This is a genomic window from Streptomyces bacillaris (genome assembly GCF_003268675.1).
GTDB lineage: Bacteria > Actinomycetota > Actinomycetes > Streptomycetales > Streptomycetaceae > Streptomyces > Streptomyces bacillaris.
Genome location: NZ_CP029378.1, coordinates 2,682,451 through 2,705,874 on the forward strand (window position 1 = coordinate 2,682,451; position 23,424 = coordinate 2,705,874).

Annotated in this window: 23 protein-coding genes; 5 read left to right on the forward strand and 18 right to left on the reverse strand. The window is 72.3% G+C overall.

What is annotated here, in order from left to right:
- Positions 1–193: 193 nt before the first annotated feature.
- The gene (locus tag DJ476_RS11065) at positions 194–955 is read right to left on the reverse strand and encodes an isoprenyl transferase (protein ID WP_019765788.1); all 762 of its coding nucleotides are present in this window, start codon (positions 953–955) and stop codon (positions 194–196) included.
- A gap of 218 nt (positions 956–1,173) precedes the next feature.
- On the opposite strand from DJ476_RS11065, the gene mgrA reads away from it, so the two are divergent.
- Both mgrA and DJ476_RS11075 read left to right on the forward strand, forming a co-directional pair.
- The gene (mgrA, locus tag DJ476_RS11070) at positions 1,174–2,223 is read left to right on the forward strand and encodes an L-glyceraldehyde 3-phosphate reductase (RefSeq protein ID WP_103416551.1); all 1,050 of its coding nucleotides are present in this window, start codon (positions 1,174–1,176) and stop codon (positions 2,221–2,223) included.
- Positions 2,224–2,738: 515 nt separating this feature from the next.
- Entirely contained in the window at positions 2,739–3,899 is a 1,161-nt protein-coding gene (locus DJ476_RS11075; RefSeq protein ID WP_112490408.1) for a winged helix DNA-binding domain-containing protein, read from the forward strand.
- Between the two features lie 77 nt (positions 3,900–3,976).
- On the opposite strand, the gene DJ476_RS11080 is transcribed toward DJ476_RS11075, so the two are convergent.
- The 3 genes from DJ476_RS11080 to DJ476_RS11090 all read right to left on the reverse strand — a co-directional run bounded on the left by DJ476_RS11080 (position 3,977) and on the right by DJ476_RS11090 (position 6,599).
- Positions 3,977–4,426 (reverse strand): hypothetical protein, encoded by a 450-nt coding sequence (locus tag DJ476_RS11080; RefSeq protein ID WP_103416553.1) that lies wholly within the window; start codon positions 4,424–4,426, stop codon positions 3,977–3,979.
- Between the two features lie 205 nt (positions 4,427–4,631).
- Entirely contained in the window at positions 4,632–5,468 is an 837-nt protein-coding gene (locus DJ476_RS11085) for a class I SAM-dependent methyltransferase (protein ID WP_112490409.1), read from the reverse strand.
- Between the two features lie 159 nt (positions 5,469–5,627).
- On the reverse strand, positions 5,628–6,599 hold the full coding sequence (locus DJ476_RS11090) for a prepilin peptidase (RefSeq protein WP_112490410.1): 972 nt from the start codon (positions 6,597–6,599) through the stop codon (positions 5,628–5,630).
- A 123-nt stretch (positions 6,600–6,722) separates the two neighbouring features.
- Between DJ476_RS11090 and DJ476_RS11095 the strand changes: the two genes are divergently transcribed.
- On the forward strand, positions 6,723–7,154 hold the full coding sequence (locus DJ476_RS11095; RefSeq protein ID WP_103416556.1) for a DUF192 domain-containing protein: 432 nt from the start codon (positions 6,723–6,725) through the stop codon (positions 7,152–7,154).
- A gap of 124 nt (positions 7,155–7,278) precedes the next feature.
- On the opposite strand, the gene DJ476_RS11100 is transcribed toward DJ476_RS11095, so the two are convergent.
- A complete protein-coding gene (locus tag DJ476_RS11100; protein ID WP_112490411.1) occupies positions 7,279–8,658 on the reverse strand; it encodes a hypothetical protein in 1,380 nt (459 codons plus the stop codon).
- A gap of 8 nt (positions 8,659–8,666) precedes the next feature.
- Positions 8,667–9,332, reverse strand: coding sequence for a hypothetical protein (locus DJ476_RS11105; protein ID WP_318294876.1), 666 nt, complete (start codon positions 9,330–9,332; stop codon positions 8,667–8,669).
- A gap of 407 nt (positions 9,333–9,739) precedes the next feature.
- On the opposite strand from DJ476_RS11105, the gene DJ476_RS11110 reads away from it, so the two are divergent.
- Together DJ476_RS11110 and DJ476_RS11115 are read left to right on the forward strand one after the other, a co-directional pair.
- The gene (locus DJ476_RS11110) at positions 9,740–11,773 is read left to right on the forward strand and encodes a hypothetical protein (RefSeq protein ID WP_112490412.1); all 2,034 of its coding nucleotides are present in this window, start codon (positions 9,740–9,742) and stop codon (positions 11,771–11,773) included.
- A gap of 23 nt (positions 11,774–11,796) precedes the next feature.
- Complete coding sequence (locus DJ476_RS11115; RefSeq protein WP_112490413.1) at positions 11,797–12,423, forward strand: hypothetical protein; 627 nt, start codon at positions 11,797–11,799, stop codon at positions 12,421–12,423.
- 213 nt (positions 12,424–12,636) lie between these two features.
- Here DJ476_RS11115 and DJ476_RS11120 read toward each other — a convergent pair whose 3' ends face one another.
- From DJ476_RS11120 to DJ476_RS11175, 12 genes are all read right to left on the reverse strand, one after another.
- Positions 12,637–13,257: an OmpA family protein gene (locus tag DJ476_RS11120; RefSeq protein ID WP_112490414.1), complete on the reverse strand. Its 621-nt coding sequence runs from the start codon at positions 13,255–13,257 to the stop codon at positions 12,637–12,639.
- A 29-nt stretch (positions 13,258–13,286) separates the two neighbouring features.
- Complete coding sequence (locus tag DJ476_RS11125; RefSeq protein ID WP_103416561.1) at positions 13,287–13,913, reverse strand: hypothetical protein; 627 nt, start codon at positions 13,911–13,913, stop codon at positions 13,287–13,289.
- A gap of 29 nt (positions 13,914–13,942) precedes the next feature.
- Positions 13,943–14,554 (reverse strand): pilus assembly protein TadG-related protein, encoded by a 612-nt coding sequence (locus DJ476_RS11130; protein WP_404827589.1) that lies wholly within the window; start codon positions 14,552–14,554, stop codon positions 13,943–13,945.
- On the reverse strand, positions 14,554–14,784 hold the full coding sequence (locus DJ476_RS11135; protein WP_093753639.1) for a hypothetical protein: 231 nt from the start codon (positions 14,782–14,784) through the stop codon (positions 14,554–14,556). The genes DJ476_RS11130 and DJ476_RS11135 overlap by 1 nt, the downstream gene beginning before the upstream one ends.
- Positions 14,785–15,015: 231 nt before the next feature.
- The gene (locus DJ476_RS11140; protein ID WP_404827486.1) at positions 15,016–15,939 is read right to left on the reverse strand and encodes a response regulator; all 924 of its coding nucleotides are present in this window, start codon (positions 15,937–15,939) and stop codon (positions 15,016–15,018) included.
- A gap of 12 nt (positions 15,940–15,951) precedes the next feature.
- Positions 15,952–17,598, reverse strand: a complete 1,647-nt coding sequence (locus tag DJ476_RS11145; RefSeq protein ID WP_318294565.1) for a sensor histidine kinase — start codon at positions 17,596–17,598, stop codon at positions 15,952–15,954.
- A 102-nt stretch (positions 17,599–17,700) separates the two neighbouring features.
- Positions 17,701–18,588 carry a DUF5936 domain-containing protein gene (locus DJ476_RS11150; protein WP_103416563.1) on the reverse strand — a complete coding sequence of 296 codons (888 nt, stop codon included), beginning with the start codon at positions 18,586–18,588 and terminating at the stop codon, positions 17,701–17,703.
- A gap of 48 nt (positions 18,589–18,636) precedes the next feature.
- Positions 18,637–19,581 (reverse strand): type II secretion system F family protein, encoded by a 945-nt coding sequence (locus tag DJ476_RS11155; RefSeq protein ID WP_112490415.1) that lies wholly within the window; start codon positions 19,579–19,581, stop codon positions 18,637–18,639.
- Between the two features lie 11 nt (positions 19,582–19,592).
- The gene (locus DJ476_RS11160) at positions 19,593–20,930 is read right to left on the reverse strand and encodes a CpaF family protein (RefSeq protein WP_103416565.1); all 1,338 of its coding nucleotides are present in this window, start codon (positions 20,928–20,930) and stop codon (positions 19,593–19,595) included.
- Positions 20,931–21,027: 97 nt separating this feature from the next.
- Positions 21,028–21,354: a TadE/TadG family type IV pilus assembly protein gene (locus DJ476_RS11165; RefSeq protein WP_103416566.1), complete on the reverse strand. Its 327-nt coding sequence runs from the start codon at positions 21,352–21,354 to the stop codon at positions 21,028–21,030.
- Between the two features lie 248 nt (positions 21,355–21,602).
- Positions 21,603–22,112 carry a TadE/TadG family type IV pilus assembly protein gene (locus tag DJ476_RS11170; protein ID WP_381249193.1) on the reverse strand — a complete coding sequence of 170 codons (510 nt, stop codon included), beginning with the start codon at positions 22,110–22,112 and terminating at the stop codon, positions 21,603–21,605.
- 3 nt (positions 22,113–22,115) lie between these two features.
- Positions 22,116–23,417, reverse strand: a complete 1,302-nt coding sequence (locus DJ476_RS11175) for an AAA family ATPase (protein WP_070205199.1) — start codon at positions 23,415–23,417, stop codon at positions 22,116–22,118.
- Positions 23,418–23,424 lie beyond the last annotated feature (7 nt).

Here is a 23,424-nt window from a genome sequence, read left to right on the forward strand (position 1 = left end):
CTGATGACCGGATGTCGACCTGTCAGGGGTATTCCCTGTTCGGCCCGGAGCCATGCCGCTGCATATGACACGGTGTGGAGAAGTCCCGGTGGACGCGCGATGACTCCCGTATATACGTGTCGGCCCCCCTGTGGAGGCCCGGTGAGGCCCTAGAGAGGGGAGCCGACGTGTACGGAGAGGAGGAGGGCCGGATTCAGGCGCCGTAGCGGCGGTGGCGGGCGGAGTAGTCGCGCAGCGCCCGGAGGAAGTCGACCTTGCGGAAGGCCGGCCAGAAGACCTCGCAGAAGTAGTACTCCGAATGGGCGCTCTGCCAGAGCATGAAGCCCGACAGGCGCTGCTCGCCGCTGGTCCGGATCACCAGGTCGGGGTCGGGCTGGCCGCGGGTGTAGAGGTGCTCGGAGATCAGGTCGGTGGAGACGATCTCCGCCAGCTCCTCGAAGGTGGTGCCCCGCTCCGCGTGCTCCAGGAGCAGCGAGCGTACGGCGTCCGCGATCTCCTGGCGGCCGCCGTAGCCGACGGCGACATTGACGATTATCCCGTCGACGTGGGAGGTCGACTGCTCGGCCTCCTTGAGCACGAGCTGCGTCTCGGCGGGCAGCAGGTCGAGCGTGCCGACGTGGTGGACGCGCCAGCGGCCGTCGGCGGCGAGGTTGCGTACGGTGTTCTCGATGATGCGCAGGAGCGGTTTCAGCTCGTGCTCGGGCCGGTCGAAGTTGTCCGTGGAGAGCATCCAGAGGGTGACGACCTCGACATCGGTCTCGCTGCACCAGCCGAGCAGCTCGGAGATCTTGTCCGCGCCCGCCTGGTGGCCCTGCACGGCCGAGCCCCCGGAGGCCTTGGCCCACCGCCGGTTGCCGTCGAGGATGACCCCGATGTGCTTCGGCACCTGGTCGTGGTCCAGGCGGCCTTCCACCCGGCGCGCGTAGAGCCTGTACACCAGGTCGCGGAAGTTCACTGAGTTCACCCTCTCGGTTCCGTACGGGCCCGGGGCCCGCCCTCCCCGTCGCCGGGGGTCGGGGGTCCACCCCCGCGGGGGAGCGCCGCACGGTCCGCACGGACCCGCGCGGGCGTGAGCCGCGCCGCACATCTGCGTTCCCCGAAGCCGCCACATTACTGCGATCGGGTCACGGGGGCCCAACCCGGTCTGTCACAACTCCGTGATAAGGAGGGAAAGTGACTGAATACCTCTCCCCCGACCTCTTCCACCGCGCCGCCGACACGCGCTACGACGCGATGGAGTACCGCCGCAGCGGACGCAGCGGCCTCAAGCTGCCCGCCCTCTCCCTGGGCCTGTGGCACAACTTCGGCGACGACCGGACGCTGGACTCCCAGCGGGCGATCCTGCGCCGCGCCTTCGATCTCGGGGTGACGCACTTCGACCTGGCGAACAACTACGGGCCGCCGCCCGGCTCGGCCGAGCTGAACTTCGGCAAGCTGTTCGCCCAGGACTTCTCCCGATACCGTGACGAACTGGTCATTTCGACCAAGGCCGGTTATCTGATGCACCCCGGCCCGTACGGCGAGTGGGGCTCCCGCAAGTACCTGCTCTCCTCGCTCGACGCCTCCCTGAAGCGGATGGGCGTGGAGTACGTCGACATCTTCTACTCGCACCGCTTCGACCCGCACACCCCACTGGAGGAGACGATGGGCGCGCTGGCGTCCGCCGTCCAGCAGGGCAAGGCGCTGTACGTCGGTGTCTCCTCGTACAACGCGGAGCAGACGGCGGAGGCGGCCGGGCTGCTGCGGGAGATGGGCGTCCCGGCCCTGATCCACCAGCCGTCCTACTCCATGATCAACCGCTGGATCGAGGACGACGGCCTGCTCGACACCCTGGAGGCGGCCGGCATGGGCTGCATCTCCTTCGTGCCGCTCGCGCAGGGTCTGCTCACGAACAAGTACCTGAAGGGCATCCCGGAGGGCTCGCGCGCCACCCAGGGCAAGTCGCTCGACCCGGGGCTGCTCTCGGACGAGGTCCTGCGCCGGCTGCGCGGCCTGAACGACATCGCCCAGGGCCGGGGCCAGTCGCTCGCCCAGCTGGCCATCGCGTGGGTGCTGCGCGACAGCCGGATGACGTCGGCGCTGATCGGCGCGTCGAGCGTGAAGCAGCTGGAGGAGAACGTGGCGGCGCTGGCGGGGCCCGCGCTGACGGCCGAGGAGCTGAAGGAGATCGACGCCTTCGCCGTGGACACCGAGGGCACCAACATCTGGGCGAAGCGCGGCTGACGGGACGCCTTCTCCGACTGGACGTTGACGGCGGGTCAGGGGGTTCGTGCGGCGGTCCGGGAGACCCCGGTGGGGCGGTCCGGGAGGCTTCTGCGCGGCGGGCCCGTACCGGCCGAAAGAAAACGGGCCGGTCCGTGGGGGGATACGGACCGGCCCGAGGGGGGGGTTTCCACCATAACCCTTCGTAAGTCCCCCGGGGTGCCGCGCCGCGCCACAACTACTCTCCGGGTTCGCGGGACTCCGCAACGGCCCGGGACAGCGCCCTGTGACCGGCGCTCGGGGGCCCGGATTCGTCCCCGGTATCGAGGGGGTGTCCCAGGGCGCGGCCTTGACGCCGGGGCCTGCCGCTGTTCGCCACCGCTCGTCGCTGCTCGTCGTTGCGGACGGTTTCCGACCTGAAGGGGCTCTAGGTTCGGCCCATGACACCCCCGACGCCCCCGGCACGCCCTCGATCCCGTACGAGCACGAGCGCCGGTCCGCCGAGCACACGGACCGGTCCGCACCCGACCGCGACAGTGAGCTGGCGGGCGGCGAACGCGCGGCGGCTGGCCCGCCAGCATCTGCGGACCCCGGCACCGGACATCTCCCCCGCCGATGTGGTGGGCACGGTGCTCGGCGCACACGCCCAGGTGCTGTCGGCGGCCGAACTCTCGGTGGGGCTGCGCGGCAAGGACCTCACCCGCACGGACGTGCGTACGGCGTTGTGGGCCGAGGACCCGGCCCGCCGGACCCTGGTCAAGACGTTCGGGCCACGCGGCACGGTCCATCTGCTGCCCGCGGCGGAGCTGCCCCTGTGGACCGGCGCGCTCTCCGCCGTACCGGCGGGCCCGAACCCGTTCGCCACGGGCGCCCGGATGACCCCGGAGCAGGTGGAGGAGGTCGTGGCGGCGATCGGGGAGGCGCTGACCGGGGCGGAGCTGACCGTCGACGAGCTGTCGGACGAGGTCGTCGCCAGGACCGGGCCGTGGGCCGGGGACCTGGTGGTGCCGGGCTTCCAGCAGATGTGGCCGCGCTGGCGGCAGGTCCTGCACCTGGCGGGCCACCGGGGCGCGCTGGCCTACGCCCCGAACCGGGGCCGCAGAGCGACGTACACGAACCCCGGCTGCACCCCGCTGCCCGGCCCGGAGGCGCAGGCGGCCCTGGCCGAGCGGTACCTGTACGCGTACGGCCCGGCGACCCCGGCCCACTTCGCCCGCTGGCTGGCCGCCCCCAGGCAGTGGGCGGCCGGGCTGTTCGCCTCGCTGGCCGGTTCCGGGGCGATCGAGGAGGTCGCCTTCGAGGGCGTCGGCCCCGCCTGGGTGGTGGCGGGTGACACGGACTTCCCGGCCGAGCCGGTACGGGGAGTGCGCCTGCTCCCCTACTTCGACGCGTTCACCATCGCCTCGTACCCCCGCGAGCGGCTCTTCCCGGGCCGGGCGTCCGAGCGGGCGCTCAGCCCCACCGGGCAGGCGGGGAACCACCCGGTGCTGCTGGTGGACGGGGAGGTCGCGGGCGTCTGGCACCAGCGCCGTTCGGGGCGGCGGATCGCGGTGACGGTGGAGCCGCTGGGGGGACGGGGAGCGCTGTCGGGGGCGCGGCTGCGGGAGCTGGAGGAGGAGGTGGAGCGGGTGGGCGCGGTCATGGAGGGGCGGGCGGAGCTGACGGTGGGGGTGGTGAGGGTGGGGCCGCATGCGTAGGCCTTCAGGCTGAGACCCGCGCGCGTGGAGAGGGTTGCGGCTGCCCGGGGCGGTGGGCCCGGCCCGGTGGGGTCGGCTCAGTGACGGTGGTGGAAGCGGACCGCCACCGTGTCCCCCGCCGTGACCACGAAGTCGCCCTCCTCGCACCGGATGACGGCCTCATGGACCTCGCCGTTGCCGTCCCTGCGCTCCAGCGTGCCGACGACCGTCCAGGCGCCCTCGTACGGCACCGGCGGCAGCTGGGTCAGCGGGGCGTGCTGCCACTGGCTCGCCGGTACGCACCAGTCGGGCAGCAGCGGCCAGGTGCCGGGGGTGATGCGTAACGTCCAGTCGGAGGTGCAGGTCAGCAGGACGGACTGGTCCCCCGCGATCACGAACTCCACGGCCTCCGGCTCGCCCGCGGGCCCCTCGGGCCGGTAGAAGACCCCGTGCACGGCGGTGATCCGGGAACCCGTGAGCCAGTCGGCGTTGCCGCCCCGGGTGCGCCCGGCCGGTCCGCCGCCGCACTCGCCGCTCTCCACCGTCATGGCCCGCTCCCTCTCCGTCCCACCGTGCCTGCCGCTGCCGCTGTTCTCGCTGTTCCCGCCGAGCTGTTCCTGCTGCTCGCGCTCCTCCTGTCGAGTAGGACGACGGCCCGCGCGATCGCGTTGCCTGTGGGGCAAGGCTGAACTGGCGTCCGGGGTAAGCGCGTTGACCTTTTCGGCCTGCCGCCTGCTACACCTGCTCCCTACGTCACAGAGGCTTGCGGGCCTCGATCAGGAAGCGCGCGGTATGGGCGATGAACGGCCCGTCCTCCTCGATCCTCCGGTGCAGGGCGGCCAGTTGGGGACGGTACTGCTCGACGGTGAAGCCGGGCACCATCCAGATCACCTTGCGGAGGAAGTAGACGACCGCCCCGATGTCGAAGAACTCGGTGCGCAACCGCTCGGCCCGCAGGCCGACGACGTCCAGCCCGGCGGCCTCGGCGGCGGCGCGGGCGTCCTCGGGGTCGCGGGCGCGGCGCACCTCGGGCGGCTGCGGGCCGAGGAAGTACTCGACGAGTTCGAAGACGCTGGCCGGTCCGACCTGCTGGGAGAAGTACGTGCCTCCGGGGGCGAGCACCCGGGCGATCTCCTCCCACCAGGTGGTCACCGGATGCCGGCTCACCACCAGGTCGAAGGCCGCGTCCCCGAAGGGCAGCGGCGGCTCGTCCGCGTCCGCGACGACGACGGCGCCCAGGGGGTGCAGCCGGGCGGTGGCCCGGGCGATGTTCGGCGGCCAGGACTCGGTGGCCACGGTGAGGGGCGGGAGGACCGGCGCGGCGGCCAGCACTTCACCGCCCCCGGTCTGGATGTCGAGCGCGGCCCGGGCACCGGCGAGCCGGTCGGCCATGGCGCGGGCGTACCCCCAGGAGGGGCGCTGCTCGGTGGCCCGCCCGTCCAGCCAGGAGAAGTCCCAGCCGTCCACGGAGACGGCGTCGGCCTCGGCGACGAGGGCCTCGAAGCGGTCGCGGGAGGCCGGGGAGGCGAAGGAGAGGGGCGGGGTGTGCGGGGCGGGCGGGGTGGGGGACGGAGGGGGCTGTTCGGACATACGGGGATCGTGTCAGGCGGGGGCGGGAGGCGCGACCGGATTCTGTGGCGCCTGCGGGTGGCCCGGATGGGGCGGCGGGTACTGGGCGGCGGGTGCTGGGCGCCGGGTGGGCAGCATGGGCCGGGGCTCCCGTCGGGGCCGTACGGAAGAGCCCGTGGTTCAGGCCGCCAGGGCACCCAGGAGCAGGCCGGTCAGCGCCCCCGCGATCATGAACGGGCCGAACGGGATGCCGGTCCTGCGCCCCGCCCGGCGCAGCAGGACGAGCCCGAGTCCGTACGCCGCGCCGAACAGGAACCCGGCGAACCCGCCCAGGAACAGCACCGCCCAGCCGTACCAGCCGAGGGCGACGCCCAGGGCGAGGGCCAGCTTCACATCGCCGAAGCCCATGCCGTTCGGGTTGATGAGGAAGAGCAGGAGGTAGAAGCCGCCGAGCACCGCCCCGCCGAGCAGCGCGGAGGTCCAGGACCCGGCGTGTCCGGGGAGCAGGGCGGCCCCGCCGAGCACCAGGACGGTGGCGGCGGCGAGGGGCAGGGTGAGGGGGTCGGGCAGCCGGTGGACCCGGCGGTCGACGGTGGCCAGGAGGACCGCGACGGGCGCCAGCAGCAACCACCCGGTCAGCTCGGGCCGGGCCCCCGTGGCTGCGGCGAGCGCGAGGCAGGCGAGGACGGTGGTGAGGGGGGCGAGGGTGCCGGGGGCGTAGGGGACGGGGGGTCCGGTGGGCGCAGAAACCCACGGGGCGGGAGGTCCGGGGAGTGGCTGCGGCTCGGAGGCTTCGGGAGGTGCGGAAGCCTGCGGCACGGGGGCCCCAGGGGGTGGCTGCGGCGCGGGGGCTTCCAGAGGCTCCGGTACGGGGGGCTCGGCGGGTGGCGGGACGGAGGGGCCCGGAGGCTCCGGTACGGGGGCGGCGTGCTCGTCTCCGTACCGTACGGGTGTCCGCGCACGCGAGCCGCAGGGGGCGCAGCGGGCCGGGCCGAGCCAGCCGCCGAACGGTCCGGTGAACGGGTGCCCGGCGGGACACGTGGTGCGCCAGGGTTCCTCGGGCTCGACGGCGAACCGGTACGCGGCGCGCGGGATCAGCCATCCGGTGGCTCCACCCCAGACAGCGGCGACGGCGAGCAGCGCGAGGTACACAGGACGACCCTAATCGGCGGCGCGGGAAAGGGGCTTGGGCCCTGGGACCCACTCCGGACCGCTCCTGATCGTTCAGTCCGTTCCTGACCTGGGTGCGGGCGCCGGGCGCTACGGTCTGGGGCCATGAGAACGCGGAGATGGCGGGACGGCGACGGGACGCTGACGGTCGACGGGGGCCCGGAGGCCCGGCGGGTGCCGCTGCGGATAGCGGCCTCGTACCGGACCAGGGCCCGGGGGCTGCTCGGGCGGGACGGGATCGACGGCGCGTTGCTGATCACCCCGTGCGCGAGCGTGCACACCTTCCGGATGCGGTTCGCGATCGATGTGGCTTACCTGGACCGGCAGTTCACCGTACTGGCGGTCCGGACGATGAAGCCCGGCCGCCTGGGCCTCCCCCGTCTGCGGGCCCGCCATGTGGTGGAGGCGGAGGCGGGGGCGATGGAGCGGTGGGGGGTACGGCCGGGGGTCCGGGTCCGGCTGCGGGCGGCGGGAACGTCCTGGGGGCGGGAGGAGTCCGGGGCACCTTGGAGGCGGGACGGGTCCGGGGCGTTCTAGGGCAGGCATCGGACGTGCCGGTCAGCGGCGCGACACCGTCGGCGTCCGGTCTGTCGGCCGCCGGTCAGCCAGCGGCCGGTCAACCAGCGGCCGGTCAACCGGTGTCCGCACGCGGGGTGGCTGCCTAGGGCGGGCCCGCGCCGAGCAGGGTCCAGGCCCCGAAAGCGGCCGACGCGCAGGCGAGCACGGCGAGGACGATGACGGCGGGGGCGGTGAGGGCTGCGGCTTGCGCGGACCCGGTAAGCGCCGAGGGCTGCGCGGGCGCGGTGAGCGCCGGGGGCTGCGCGGGGGCGTCAGGCGGCGGAGGCACCTCGCGATCCGCGCCCGCCATGGGCCCGGGGGCCTCCGCGCGCAACCCGCCCCGCGCGCCCCACCCGCCTCGCAGCCGGGCCAGGGCGACGGCCGGGGGCAGGAGGAGCGGGAAGGCGGGCATCATCAGGCGGGGCCGGGAGCCGAAGTAGCCGGCGCCGATGAGCGAGATGACGACGATCGCGACGGTGTAGACGAGGACGGGCAGCGGCTGCCGCTGCCGTACGCAGAGCACCACCAGCCACCCGAGCAGCCCGAGCGCCGCGCAGAGCCCCAGGGCGGCGGGCAGCGGCAGCCCGGCGATGAAGGCGGCGAGCGCGCGTCCGCCGTCGATGTTGTTGCCCCACTGCGCCTGGACCTCGAAGTACGCGAACGGGCTGCCCTCGCGCACGGCGACGAACACCACGTACGCCAGCCAGCCCAGCGGTGCGAGCGCCACCCCCGCGAGCATCCGGGCGTTGCGGCGGAGCAGCGGGCCCGTACGGCCACCGGCGCGGAACTCCCGTACGAGAGTGGCGGCGGCCGTGATCGCCAGGGCCGCGATCAGGGCGGCGGCCGAGGGCCGGGTGAGCCCGGCGAGCACGCAGAGCGCCCCCGCCGGCAGCCAGCGGCCCCTGAGCACGGCGTACAGCGCCCAGGCGGCCAGGGCGGTGAAGAGCGTCTCCGTGTACGCCATCGACTGGACGAACGCCGTCGGGTACACGCCCCAGAGTGCGGCCAGCACCACCCCCGTACGCCGTCCGTGCAGCTGCGCCCCCACGGCGTAGATGCCCCACGCGGCGAGCAGCCCGGCCGTCCAGGCGACCAGGAGTCCGGCGCCGCCGAGGGTGAGCGGGGTCACCTCGGAGATCCCGCGCTCCAGGGCGGGGAGGAGGGGGAAGAAGGCCAGGTCGGAGTGGAGGGCGCCGTCGGGGAGGGTGACGGTGTGGCCGTACCCGTTCTCGGCGACGCGCTGGTACCAGACGGAGTCCCAGCGTCCGCTGAGCCGCACCACGGGGTCCTTGCCGGAGGCGTGGGCCGCCACCCAGAGGACCAGGAGGCCCAGGGCCCGGACGGCGGCGTAGACCGCGAGCGCGGGCGCGGCGGCCCGGAGTGCAGCGGCCGTGCGGGGGCCGGGGCCTCGGGGGGCCGGGGCCGGGGCCGCAGCCGGGGCGGGGGCGCCAGGCATCCGGGTGCGGAGGTGGTGATCGGACATACGGCCGATTATGTCGTCCGTCTCGGACATTCCCGACCACTCCACCCCCGCCCCCCGCCCCCTCCATGGCCCTCCGCCGCCCACAGGCTGGGGACGGCGCTCCCGAACACCTTCCACGGCGAGATCGTGACGGCGTCCATCACCGTCAGCTGCGGATGCCCGGCGGCGATCTCCTCCCGTACGGCGACGGCGTCCGGCCAGGAGTCGAGGTACGCGGAGCCCTCGATGACGACGCCGTCCCAGTCGGTACCGGCCGTCACGCCGCTCCGGTCGACGACGAAGCCGATGCAGAGCACGGACGCCCGGCCGACGGTCCGCCGGATGGCGCTCACCGCCCGTTCCCGCTCCACCGGCGGCAGCTCCCCCACGGAGAACTCGACGGCGACCACACCGCCGCGCGCCCGCCGTATGCGCACCAGCAGATCGGGACCCCCGTCCACCCACAGCAGGAACCCGACCTCCTGAAGTCTTTGCAGATCGGAAAGAGAGAGGAGCTGCTCGCGCGTCACCGGTGAGCGAGCCCCGCACGAGGGGAGGTCCAGACTGACGAGTACGGTACGCCCGGTCACCGGATGCACCGGACGGAGACCCTCTGCCTCCAGGTCACCCAGGAGTGTCGCGGCATCCAGCCGGGTCCAGCCCAGGTGGTACGAGTAGAAGAACCCGGCACCCATCAACGCCACACCCCCATCACAGCCCGAGCCTATTAATTCGCTCACGCAAACACAAGGGCGGGCGGTCACCGTCATGGCCGAGCGTAGCGAGCGGCACCGGGCAGGGGCGTGGGTCCACGGGCCCACCGGCGGCCCAAAGAGCGGGGCGGAGGGAGCCCCGAAGTCAAAGCGGCGCGCCGACGAACCCCCGCCGAACCCGGGTCCGCCCCCCGTACCGAACCCGGACCGAGCGGACACATGACACCGGCACAACACCCCTCGGGCCCACCGCACTTGGGCCCGCCGCCGGGGCCGGTTTTGGGCCCGGTTCTGGGGCCGGGGGCCCGCGCCGGGACCGTACTCACGCCGTACGCTCACGGCCACAACAGGCGCGGGCACAGGCACAGTTCGGGACGGGAGGACAGACCGTGGGCGGTGGCGGGGACGGCGGCTGGGAGGACGGCAGGGGCGCGGGCCGCATACCGTCGGGACGCCGGGGCGCGGGGGGCTCCGGCGCTCCGGCATTCAGCCAACCGGGCGGCCGTTTCCTCGCGTTGACGCGGAGCTGGGCCGCGGGCACGCTGGTCTATGTCGCCGCCGGATTCCTGACGAGCCGGGTTCTTCTCGAACTACTGGGCTCCGGGGCGCGGTTGGAGACGTTCGGCTGGCGGCTGGCCCTGCTGCACATCCCCGCGCTCGCCGTCACCCTCCTCACCGTGCTGGCCGCCGCCCGGCTGCTGTCCGACGAGTACCGGGAGTCCCGCACCCTCTATCTGCTCGCCGCGCTCGCCGTCCCGCTGGCCGGTCTCGCGTACGGCTTCGCGGTGTCGTGGGAGGCGGTGGGGATCGAGGGCGTCCTGATGCCCGTGGTGTCGCTGGCGACGGGCGCGGCTTCGGGGGTGGCCGTCGACCGGCTGCTGGAGGAACGCGCCACCCGGCCGGCGCCCCCGCCGACGTACTCGTACAACTGGCGGGACGGCGGCGCCACCGCGACGGAGTACCTGGGCGTGGTGGTCCTCGTCGTGACGCTGATCGGCGCGATGGCCATGGCCGGGGTCGGCGGGCAGATCGGGGAACGCATCCGCTGCGCGATCAGCTCCCTGGGCGGGGGCGGAGCCGGCGGTTCCTGCGCGGCGGGCGGCGGGGACCCGGAGGCGCGGCCGAGGACGGACGCCGACTACGAACCGAAGATGTGCCAGATCTCGTCCGTCTCGGACACGGCGGGCGGGAAGGTGAAGATCGGCTGGTTCGAGTGGGGCGAGGAGTACGGGTTCCAGCAGAAGGTCTCCCAGGCCAACACCGACGTCAACGGGGACGGGAAGGTCGACGGGAACGACCGGGTCGTCTCCATGACGTTCACCGACGCGGCCTCCGCCGGGGTCACGGCGAGCACCCCGGGCGTGAAGCTCGGGAGCCTCGGCAAGGCGGACGTCGACATCGGCGGCGGCATCAAGATCACGAACGGTGACACCTGGATCTTCGCGAGCGAGGAGGAGGCGCAGAGGATGCGGGACGACATCGCGGAGATGAAGATGTGGGAGACCGCCACCAAGCACGGCGGCGGGTACGGGGGCAACTGGTACTCGGGCATGAAGTGGGCGGAGAAGAAGCAGGACATCGAGCGGAAGATCGGCGACAAGAAGATCTCGTACTCGACGGTCGGCCTCAACGCCTATGCGGACGGCGGTCTTTCGGTCAAGGGCGGCGACGAGGACGAACTCGGCGCGAAGCTGGGCGGCAAGGCCAGGTTGTCGCCCGAGGTGACGATCGCCAGGGACGACGTGAACGGGAACGAGTCGTACACGTACACCGCCAGGCTCGAACTGGAGGGCAGGCTCAGCGGAAGCGCGGGGCCGCTCAAGGGCACGGTGGGCGCCGAGCAGAGCCGTACCGGCGCCATCACCGTCACCCGCGACCAGAAGACCGGGAAGCTCGTCCGCATCGACATGACGCAGACGGTGGAGGACGTCTCGACCTCAGGAAAGGTCGAAGTCGGCGGCGAAAACGGGGAGTCGGGCGCGGACAAGCGGGGCGGCAAGGGCAGCGTGTCCGACGGGTCGGGCGGGACCGGCGTCCAGGTGGTGACGAACTCGCTCGTCTTCGACAAGGAGACGGACGCGAGGACGGAGGCCCAACGGGCGGTGGCGGAGGAGTGGTTGGGCGGCTCCGGCAACAACACGGCTCCGTTCGAGTACCTCTTCGGGGACCGGGGCATGGAGACCCGGCCGACGGGCGACGACCCCTTCGAGCACCTGATGTTCGAGGAGGGCCTGTCCAGCACGATGCGCTACCTCGGGGAGACGGACGCGCAGGACTTCGGCTTCGAGATCTCGCTCGGCATGAGCCTGGGCTTCTCGCTCTCCACCGAGCAGAAGAGTCAGTCGCTGGCGGACGCGCGGTTCCTGGGGGCGCCGCGCGGGGACGGCCGGACGTATCTTCCGTACAGCTACTGCGCGAACTGACGGCGATGAAGGGGCGATCGAGGATGACGAGAGGGCCTTTCGGGGAACGGCGGCTCGCCGGAGGGCGCCGGTTGCGGGGGACGGCCGTCCTGGGCCTGGCCCTCGCGCTCACCCTTCCCCTGACCGGTTGCGGCAGCGGTAGCGGCACCAAGGAGACGGCACGCGTCCCGGAGGGCTGGTCCACCCTGCACACCGACAGCCTGAGCGTCGGCTACCCGAAGGACCAGGGGTACGCGGAGCAGCCGGCGGACGAGCGGAGCAGGAACAACGCGGCGGTGGCCCTGAAGGTGGAGGACGGCATCCGCACGGGCATGGTCTCCGTCCAGCTGGACTTCGCCACCGGCGTGAGCGACGCGGCCGGAGCGGCGGCCGCGGCAGGCGCCGGCATCGGCCTGGGCACCACCCGCAGATCCACGGAGGACATCCGCCTCGCAGGCCCTTCCCCCGCCCGCGAAGCCCGCCGCATCGACTACGACTTCACGGCGGACGGCAAGGAGAACACCCCGAACCGGGGCACCCCGATGACGGGCGTCCTGGTCGCGGGCGTGGACTCGGCCGGCGTCCCGTTCGTGGTCCGCCTGAACGCGGTGAAGGGGGCGGTGGGTGAGGGGGAGCTGGATGCGTTCGTGGGGTCGATCACGGTGAAGTAGGGGGCGGGCGTCCGGGAGCTGTCGAGGGTCCGGGAGCAGGGAGGGCCCGGGAGTTGCCGAGGGTCCGGGAGTTGCCGAGGGTCCGGGAGTTGCCGAGGGTCCGGCGCCGCGGTGTGACCGCTGCGCCGGACCCTCGGCTGCTGTGCTGCGTTCCCCTCGGAGACCGACAGAGGCCGACGGAGACCGACGGGGGCCGGCATGGGCCGACAGAGGTCAGGAGCCCTCGCCCCGCTGGAAGGAGACCTCCACGCGGCGGTTCTTCTTGCGGCCCTCCTCGTCGGCGTTGCTGGCGATCGGGTACTGCTCGCCGTAGCCCCGGATCTCGTACGTGACCGTGGGGCCGAGCTGCTGCGACAGGACGCCGTGCACGGCGTCGGCGCGCTGCTTGGAGAGGACGTCGCCGTGGGCGGAGGAGCCGAGGTTGTCGGTGAAGCCGAAGACGCGGACCTTGGTGGCGTTCTGCTTCTTGATCTCCTCGGCGATGGCCGCGATACGGGCGTTGGCCGCCGAACTCAGCTTCGCGCTGTCCTTGCCGAAGAGGACCTCCGCCTGGAGCGCGAACTTGATGTCGGCGTTGCTGTCCTCGCGGCGCTCCTCGCCGCCGAGGTCTTCGACGACCTGGACGATGTCGAGGACCTTGGCGGGGCCCAGCGTTCCGCCGTCGGGCATCTTCAGGTCCGGGTCGTTGGCGTCGACCTCGACCGGGGGGACCGACTGGGCCTCGGTACCCGGTGGCACGCTGGGGCCGTCGTCGGCCTGGGCGGGCGTCCCCCCGAACAGGGTGAGGCTCGCGACGACCAGGAACGAGGCCGCCGACAGGGCCACTGGCCTCATGTGGGTGCGTGTGTGTCTCATGTCGGCCGTCACCCGGAGATCTTGAGGGATGTCGTCGCGAAGGTCGGGAGGGTGAAGTCGACCTCGGTGGCGCCGGCCGGCGGGGCGGGGAACTGCATGAAGACCGATGTGCTCTTGCCTGCCATGAGCGGCGGGATACCTGTTGTGCACAGGCAGCGGTTCTCGGTGTCCCGCAGGATGTAGTAGCGCTTCTTCCCGACCTTGTCGACCAGCGTGGCTCCGGCGACGGAGTTGGGATTCGCCGCGAGCAGCGCCGTCTCGGATCCGGCCCACGCCGTCGTATTCGCCGACTGGGTTCCCTCGTTCTTGATCACACCTTGCACGGTCACGAAGCCGCCGGAGTCGCGCTTGACCTGATTGACGACCAGCGTGAGCCCGTCCAGACCGCGCGCCTCGGCCAATTTGGCGTTCGGGTCCACGTTCGCCGCCGCGGCGGTGTCCATCTGCTGTTCGCCCTTGTCCTCGGACGTCGGCGAACTGGCCGGTGCGGGCGGCTCAGCCGAACGCTCGCTCCGGGGCTCCGCCGCCCCGTCGCCGCCGTCGTCACCGCATCCGGTCAGGGCGAGAGCCAAGGCAGCCACGGCGGCGACGGCCGGCGCGAACCTTCTCTTTGTTGTGGCACGCCGAAAACTCATGGTCCGATTCCCCTACTCGTCGTTCGCTGTCACTGGTCGACCAACCGCACATCGAAGAGATCTTTGCTCACACGGGACCAGTCGGGCTGACTGCTCGTGGAGATCTCGAAAACCGCGCCATTTCTGCACGTGAAGATGTACAGGTCCTTGATGCCGTCGTTCGTGAGATCGACGGCTTTCCACGTGCATCGGAACTCGATGAGGGCGGTCGCCGTGGCCTTCGCGAGCGTGCGCCCGGATCCGGGGAGAACCGGCGAGTCGACGGGCTTGCGTCCCTCGACCTGCACAGTGACCTTGTAGCGAGGGTACCCATACTCCGCCGCACAGGACCGCTGGTCGTTCCCGTTGGCATCTGCCAGCCGTCTCGCCTCGGCGCAGGGGCGGTATCGCGTGAAGGGCCGCTGCAGGAACAGGTCGAGCGTTTCCAGCGGGAGGGCGGCGAGGAACCCGGTCTCGATGTCCTCGCGAGCGGCTTGCGCGGCGGCCAGGGCAGCCGCGTCCGCACCACCCTGGGACCCGTTGCGCAGAGCGGCCGCCTTGCCGACGGCGAAGAACGCGAACGCAAGGAAGAGCAGACCCGCCACCATCATCACGTAGATGGGGAAAGCCTGCCCTGAGTCCTTGCGCGAGCGAACGGAGATCACTGCGCCGTGATGGCGTTCACCAAGCCCTGAATACGTGCGGAGATCGCCCCGCCGATCCCCGTCGCCACGATCGCCCCGATGATCGCCACGACCACCAGAATGATCCCCAGGTACTCGAACGCCGTCTGCCCCCGGTCCTTCGCCGCGTAACGCTTCTGGACGGCGCTGACGGCCGTGTTCGCCCAGCCGTTGACGCGGACGGCGGCCTTCAGGGTGAAGTTCGACATGGTGTTCCCCTCCTGGTTCGGCCGACCGCCTGCCGGCCGACTCGGGCGTTTCTGCGGTGTCGGCCTCGGGTCCGGCTTCCTCCTGGCCGGGGCCGGGGGCGACGGGAGAAACATAGGAGGGGGGTGGCGTGCGGTCAGAGGGTCCGTGGGCCCATTTCCGGGCCCAAAGGGGCTTCATCGTCGGCCGGTTGGGTGTTGGGGACGTCGCCCGCCCGTTCGGCGTCCGGGCGGTCATGGGTGCCGTCCGGGGTCGCGGGGGGCCGTGCCCAGCCAGCGGGCTATCGCCTCGCTGCGGGTGGTGCTGTGGAGCTTGGTGAAGATGCGGTTGATGTGGTTCTTGACGGTCTTCTCGCTGATGAAGCAGGTGGCGGCGATCTGCTGATTACTCATTCCGGACGCAATCAGGTCCATGACCTCCACCTCTCGCGAACTCAGCCCGTACTGCTGCCTGTTGGGGGGAGAGACCGACCCCCCGGTCACAGAAGACTGTCCCACAGGAGGTTGCAGTTGCGAAAGGCTTTCCGAAGGATCGCCCGGTCGGGGGAGGTGGTGGACGGGCGGCGGCGGGGCCGTCGTGAGGGCCGCGCCCAGGCCGTCGGGCAGGGGGGCGCGGTCCGGGGCCGTGCCGTGGCGCATGTGGGCCAGCAGGGCGTCGGCGGCCGTGGCCGTGAAGTTGGCGCGGCCGTTCCTCGTGTCCCGTACCGCCTGGACCAGCTGGTCCGCCGTGAACTCCCCGTGCACCAAGTAGCCCCCCGCGCCCAGCCGCAGGGCCTCGTGCACGATCTCGCTCTCCCTGCTGTACGTCAGCATCAGTACGGGGGCGATGCCCACCAGGTGCGGCAGCGCCGAGATGCCGTCCACCCCGGGCATCCGCACGTCCAGCAGAACCACGTCCGGGCGGTGGTGCAGCGTCTTCTCGTACGCCTCGCGGCCGTCCGCCGCCTCCGCGACGACCTGGATGTCCGCCCGGCCCGAAAGCAGGACGCCCAGGCCCGCCCGCACCACGGGGTTGTCGTCCGCCACCACCACCCTGAGCTTGGCCTCGGGCGGTGCGGAGGGCAGGGCGGGGGGCCGGCCGCGGGGTGCAGGCGGCGGCGGGCTGGTTCGAAGGGGTCGCCCGGCATGGTGCGACCTCCTCTCGGGGTGGGGGTACACGGGCGTGCACGTTCAGTCGTGGGCGGGAGGGGCGGGCGTCCGGGCCGGTGGGGGTACGCCCGTCAGGGCCGCCAGCGGCAGTTCCACCCGTACCTCCGTCCCCCGCTCCGCCTTCCCCCGGCCGATCCTGATCCGCGCCCCGATCGACGCCGCCCGCTCCACCATGCCGACCAGGCCGAAGTGGCCCGCCCGGCGCAGGCTCTCCAGCGTGGTTCCGGCGGGGAGGCCGCGGCCGTCGTCGTACACGCTCACTCGGAGCACATCGCCCTTCACCCCGGCGAGGACGACCAGGTACGTGGGGGACGCGTGGCGGTGCGCGTTCTCCAGCGCCTCCGAGGCGACCGTCAGGAGCTGGCGCGCCACCGCCTGCGGGACCGGCGGGACCGGGATGTCCTCCGAGAGGCGGCGGAACGTCGCGCCGACGGGGTGGCGGGCGGTGAAGTCCGCTGCCTGCGCCTCCAGTTCGGCGACCAGGTCCACGCCGCCCTCCAGGCCCTGTTCCCGCCGCAGGTCCGTGAGCAGTTCCCGCGACTCCGCCGCCGCCCGGCGCGCGGCCCTCGCCACCAGCTCCGCGTGGTGCCGGACCGTCGGCGGGTCCATCCGGTCGGCCGAGCACGCCAGGCCGTCGGCGGCCAGCGCCAGGCCGTGCAGGGTCTTCGCCACCGAGTCGTGCATCTCCCGTGCCAGGCGCGTGCGTTCGCCCTCCACCGCCTCGTTCACCGCCAGCCGCGCCCGGGTCTCGGTGAGCGCCTGCGTGGCCGTCCCGAAGCGCAGGAGGAGGTTGCGCAGGGCCACCCCCACCGCCCCGGCGATCACGCAGAAGCCGGGCAGGAGCAACGCCGTCGCGCCGCCCGCCTCCAGCTTCGGCACGCTCGCGTACACCCCGAAGACGATCACCACCTGGAGCGCCGCGAAGACCGCCGCCCCGCGCCAGCCCTGGACCAGGCCCGCCAGCAGCGGGGTGCAGACGGTGACGTACGCGAGGGTCGACTCGGGCGTCGCCGTGATCAGCAGCAGCGAGCCGAAGACCGCGTCGACGGCCAGCAGCCAGGGGTGGCGCAGGAGGACCGGGCCGAACCGTTCCCAGTCGCGGAACAGGACGTACGAGCCCATGAAGGTGACCAGGATCGCCGCGCCGATGAACCAGGTGGGCAGGCCTGGGGCGGTGTGGGCGATGGCGTACGGGGTCGCTATCGCGATCATCGCCAGCCGGAAGCCGAACACCTGGCGGCACATGGCCTGCAGCGCGTTGACCTGGATGGCGAAGGCCGGGGCCGCCGGGGTGTCCGTGTGCGCCCGCGCCAGATCCGTGGCCAGGTCGGTGGCTGTGAGATCGGTGGAGGCGAGGACCGTCTTCGGGTCGGAGGCCGTGGGGGCGGTGGGAGCGGTGGGAGCGGGGGCCGCATTCGGGTCGGAGGACGCGACCGCGGTCGCCTTGACGTCGGCCGCTGCGGAGTCGGTGGGCCCGACGTCACTTGCCGTGGAGCCGGCCCCTGCGGAGTCGGTGGAGGTGCGGGCGGTCGCCGGGGAGCCGGCCCCTGCGGAGTCGGAGGCCATGGGGCCCGTCGCCGTGGCGTCCATGGGCGTGCGGTCCCTCGTCCGGCCCGCCCCGGCGTTCGCCCTCAGGCCGGGGCGCCCGCCGCTCAGTTGGTATGCCATGCGCCTGTCACCTCCGGTGCGCTGCCCGTACGGCCCCGTAAGGACCCGGCGGGCCCGCAGGCCCCGTCGTACCCGTCGTCCCCACCCCTCCCGCCGTTCATGTCAGCCGCCCGTGAGAAACGAGAAGTCGACATTCGCTCCGTACACGAATCCCACCGTGAGGAGAACGAGCGTGCCCGGCAGCAGGAACGACGTCACCGCGAACGTCGCCTTCGGGACCGCCCTGGCCGCCTTGCGGCGTGCGTTCTGGGCGTCGGTGCGGCGCATGTCGTTGGCGATCTGGATGAGCGTCTCGACGATCGGGGCGCCCAGCTCCTCGCCCTGCTGGAGCGTGGTGACGAACATCGCGACCTGCTCCGAGTCGTTGCGTCTGCGCAGCTCCTCGAAGGCCTGGCGGCGGCTGACGCCCATGTCCATCTGGCGCAGGGTGATGCGCAGTTCGTCGGACCACGGGCCCTCGTACTTCTCCGCCACCCGGTCCAGCGCCTGCCGGAAGCCGAGTCCGGCGGAGACGACGACGGCGAGGACGTCGAGGAAGTCCGGCAGGGTGCGTTCGATGTGCTCGCGGCGGACCCGGACCGCCGACCAGATGCCCACCTCCACCCAGAACAGGCCGAACGCGATCATGAGGAGCGCGAGGAAGACCTGGCCCTGGAGGAGCATGGAGAAGGCGCCCAGGAGGCCGAGCGCGCCGTAGACCGCGCGGCGCGCCGCGTAACGGTCGATGGTGAGGCCGCCCGGGTTTCCGGCCAGGTCGATCTGGCGGCGCTTCTTGTTGACCGCCTTCGGGCCCATCATCCGCAGCACCAGCGGGGCCCAGCGGATGCCGAGCCGGTCGATGCCGGAACCCACCGCGCTCGTGCGGGTGGCGCCGGACTCCAGGGCCACGGCGAGGTCGCCGGGGAGCTTGGCGTCGGCGCGGTACATCCGGATGCCGTGGATGGCCCCGTAGACGGCGATGCCGACCACCAGGGCGAGCAGCAGGTCCATGATCCGTACGTCCCCTCTCTCTTCCCGTCTCTTCCGTCTCTTCCGGTCTCAGACGTCGATACGGGACAGGCGGCGGATGACCACGAACCCGATGGCGTACAGGGCGATGGCCACGACCACCGCCGCCTGGCCGATGAACGCGCCCGTCATCCGGTCCAGGGCGCCCGGCATGACCGCGTTCATCAGGAGCATCGCGCCGATGCCGAACGCCGGTACGGCATAGGCGGTGACGGTGACCTGGGAGAGCTGGGTCTTGACCTCGCGGCGGGTCTCCTTGCGCTCCTCCAGCGTCTCGGTGAGGTTGCGCAGGGAGCTGACGACCGTACCGCCGGCCCGGTTGGAGAGCACCAAGGTCGTGACGAGGACGACCAGTTCACGGGAAGGGAGGCGGTCGGTCAGCTCGCTCAGGGCTTCCTCCAGGGATTCTCCCACCGCCAACCTCCTCGCCACCCGGGCCAGTTCCTCGCCCGCCGGGTTCTCCATCTCCTCCGCCGCCATGGAGAGCGCGGTGCGCAGGGCCAGCCCGGCCTGGGTGGCGTTGGCCAGGATGCGGGAGAGTTCGGGGAGTTGGTTGATGAACCGCTCGGTGCGCTTCGTACGTTGCCAGTTGAGGAACGTGTTGGTGCCCCAGAGGCCGATCAGGGCGGCGACCGGGCCGAAGAACGCCGCGAGCATGGAGGAGGCGATCATCCACAGTCCGGCCATCGCGACCAGGGCGTAGACGAAGAACTCGCCGGGGGTCAACTCCAAGCCGGTCGAAGCGAGTTTCAGTTCCAGCTTCCGGCCGAGCGCGGTGGCCCGCAGCCTGCGGTCCAGGCCCTTGAAGCGGCGGTGGCGGCCGGTCTCGGGGAGCTGGCCGACATGGGAGAGCCGCTCCACGAGCGCGTCGCGGTCAGCCTTGCCGCCGGAGTAGGCGTACAGGCCCATCACGCCGAGCACACAGGCGAGCAGCGTGACGCCGACGGTGACCAGGGGGAGGTTGACGTTGTCCATGGCGCGGGTACCTAGTTGGCCTCTCGGGTGGCGAGTTGTGCGGCGTGCTCCGCGACGCCGAACGCCTGCGGGATGGGCTGGCTCGCCAGATAGAGCCGGTCGGCGACCCTGCGGGGCAGCGGCAGGTACTGGAAGCGGCCGTAGATGCGGCCGTCGGCGGCCAACGGCTGTGCCTCGAACCGGGCGACGGTCACGATGCGGTACGGGTCGCGGCCGTGCGAGTCCAGCACCGCGATCTCGGTGACCTTCCTGGTGCCGTCGGCGTGCCGGGTGAGCTGCACGATCACGTCCACCGCGCTGTTGATCTGGTCGTGCAGCGCCTCGAAGGGGATCTCCACCTCGGACATCGAGGCCAGGGTCTGGAGCCGCATCAGCGCGTCCTCGGCGCTGTTGGCGTGGACCGTGGCCAGCGAGCCGTCGTGGCCGGTCGACATCGCCTGGAGCATGTCGAGCGACTCTCCGCCGCGGACCTCACCGACCACGATCCGGTCGGGGCGCATACGGAGGGAGTTGCGGACCAGGTCGCGGATGGTGATCTGGCCCTTGCCCTCCACGTTGGCCGGACGGGACTCCAGCCGGATGACATGGCTCTGCTGGAGCTGGAGTTCGGCGGAGTCCTCGATGGTGACGATGCGCTCGGCGTTCGGGATCAGCCCGGAGAGCGCGTTGAGGAGCGTCGTCTTCCCGGTGCCGGTGGCGCCCGAGACGATGATGTTGAACTTGGCCTGGACGAGACCGGCGAGCAGGATCAGCATCTGCTCGTCCAGCGAGCCGAAGCCGATCATCTCCTGGAGGGTGAAGGAGCGCGGGAAGCGGCGGATGGTGAGCGTGGCGCCGGTCAGGGAGAGGGGCGGAATGATCACGTTGACGCGCTCGCCGCTGGGCAGGCGGGCGTCGACCATCGGATTCGACTCGTCCACGCGGCGGTTGACGGTCGACACGATGCGTTCGATGGTCTGCATCAGCTGCTCGTGCGAGCCGAAGCGCAGGGGGAGCCGTTCGACCTTGCCGCTGCGCTCGACGTAGATGTGGTCCGGTCCGTTCACCATGATCTCGGTGATGGAGGCGTCCTCCAGGAGCGGTTCGAGGATGCCGAGGCCGAGCGCCTCGTCCACCACCCGCCGGATCAGCTGCGAGCGCTCGACGGTGGAGAGGACCGGGCCCTCGCGGCTGATGATGTGGCCGAGGACGCGCTCCAGCCGGGCCCGCCGGTCGGCGGCGGCCAGCGAGGACATCTCCGCGAGGTCGATCTCCTCCAGCAGCTTGGCCCGGTAGGTGGCCACCAGGTGGCCGTCCTCCCGTGCGCCGCCCTGCTCGTCGGGGGCGGTCATGCGTGCCCGCAGGCTCATTTCTGCCCAACTCTCCTCGGTGTGGCGGGTGTAGCGGACGGGGCGGGTGTAGCGGGTGTGGCCCGTGAGACGGGTGCGGCGGGTGTCCCGTACGGGGTCACTCGCGCGGCATCGTGGCGCTCCGGGTCGCCGTCCAGGGGCCGATGCCGGGGACGAGCGAGGGGACCTTGACCGCGACGGTGGCGGTGATGTCCTCGAAGCCGCTCTGGCTGTACGAGAACCCGTTGCCCTCCACCCAGCCGCTGACCGCGTTCCGGGCCGCCGTCTCCGGGTCCCCGTGGGCGTCGTAGCTGGCCGCCGTACGGGCTCCGGCGCGGGCGGCCGTGCCCGCCTGGTTGGCGGCGTACGCGGCGATGCCGAGCTGGATGGCCAGCAGGGCGACGAGAAGCAGCAGCGGGAGGAAGCCGAGGTACTCCAGGGCCACCTGACCGCGGTCCCGGCGGGCCTTCCGGGCCGGTGCCGACGCGTTCGCACGGTCACGACGTGCCCTCCCGGCCGGTACCGACCCGTTCGCACGGTCCCGGCGCGCCCTCCCAGCCTGGGCCGGTACGTCGGCGTCCTCCCGACTCGCCTTGCGGGCCGGGGCCGGGGCCGGTACGTCGGCACAGCCCCGGCTCCTCCCTCTGCGGAGGATCCCGAGGCGTTCCCCGTACGGGAGGGTCCTCATCGTCGTCATCGCCAGTCCTCCAGCGCCGATCCGGCTTCCCCGTCGATGCCGATGTCCAGGTCGAACAGGCCCGGCACCAGCACCGGCACCTTGAGCGTCACCGTCGCCTCGTACAGGTCCGCGCCCCGGCCGCAGCTCACGCGGGCCCCGCCCGCCCAGGCCGCGGGCAGATCCTCCATCGCCCCGGCCCGGCAGGCGGCTCCCGGCGCGTACTCCGCCCCGCTCCCCTTGCGTGCGGCCACGTCCGCCGCGTTGCCCGCGAGGCTGAACGTGTAGCCGATCAGGGCGCACTCCCAGAGCACGAGCATGATCAGGATGATGAAGGGGGTCATCCCCAGGAACTCGACGGCGGCCTGCCCCCGGTCATCTTTCCGGAGCGCCCTGAGCCCTCGCCCGTACCGGAGCCCTCGTCCACCCGGCCCCCGTACCTCCCGGGCCCCTCGCGCACCCCGGGCGCCTCCCGCTCCCCCGGGCCCCCGTATGGTGCCGCTCGCCGTCCTCGTGGTCGTCGTCATCGCTCAGCGTGTCCCCTCGGCGTCTGCGGGCCCGCCGCGCCTGCGGCGCGGGCGTCCGATCGAGCCCCGGTCGTTCTTCAAGGTGCCGCTGTTCCTCTTGGCGAGCACACCGCCGCCCTTCTTGGCGGCCGCGCTCGGCTTGACGATGCCCAGCTCCCCGGCCAGACCCCACAGGGCCTGCTTGACCGTGCTCTTGGCGTCCAGTTCGTGCAGCCGGCCGGAGTCGACCGACGCCTGGAGCTCCTTGAAGTTGGCGGGGACCGCCGCGCTCGCGACCCGGGTGCCGGTGATCTTCTGGATCAGCGGCGGCTGGATCTCGGTGTTGCGGGTGAAGCGGTTGACGAGGGTGACGGTCTCCTCGGCCTTGCGGATCTGGAGCCGTTCCCACATCCGTACGATCCGTTTCGCGCCGCGCACCGCGACCACGTCCGGGGTCGTCACCAGCAGGGCCGTGTCCGCCATCTCGATGGCCGCCGCGTTGGCCCCGTTCATCTGGCCGCCGCAGTCGATGACGACGATCTCGTACCGCGAGCGCAGGGCGCTGACGATCTGGCGGGACGAGCGGTCGCTGACCTCCTCGCCGCGTTCGCCCTCGCCGGGGGCGAGCAGCAGGGCGAGGCCGGTGGAGTGGGAGAAGACCGCGTCGGCCAGCACCCGGGGCGAGATGTCGGTGATCAGGGCGAGGTCGACGAGGGAGCGGCGGAACTGTACGTCGAGGTAGGAGGCGATGTCGCCGGTCTGGAGGTCCATGTCGACCAGGGCGACCGTGTGGCCCGACGCCTGGGCGGCCAGGGCGAGTTGGATGGCGGCGACGGTGGCCCCGACGCCGCCCTTCGCGCCGGTGACGGTGACGACCGTGCCGCCGGGGCCGGTGAAGACGTCGTTGGCGGAGGAGAGGTGGCGGCGTACGCCGGTCGACCACTGGGCCGCGGCCTGGACCCGGTTGGCCAGCTCCTCGTAGCTCACGGGCAGGGTGACCAGGCCGCGGGCGCCGGAGTCCATGGCGGCGGCGAAGAGGCTGGGGCTCGCGTCCGTGGTGATCATGACGACCCCGACGGAGGGGAACCGCAGGGAGACCTCCCGGATCAGCTCCAGGGCCGGGACCGGGCCGATCCGCTCGTGCACCAGCACCACTTCGGGCAGCTCGTCGAGGGCCTCGCCCGCGAGCCGGGCCAGGGTGTCGATCAGCTGGGTCGAGTCGGTCACCGGACCGGCCGGTTCGGCGTCGGGCAGCTGACTGAGCAGGGTGGTGAGGGAGCGGGCCGCGTCGGGGTCGCCCACGGCCGGGAGGATTCTGGTGGTCATCCGATCC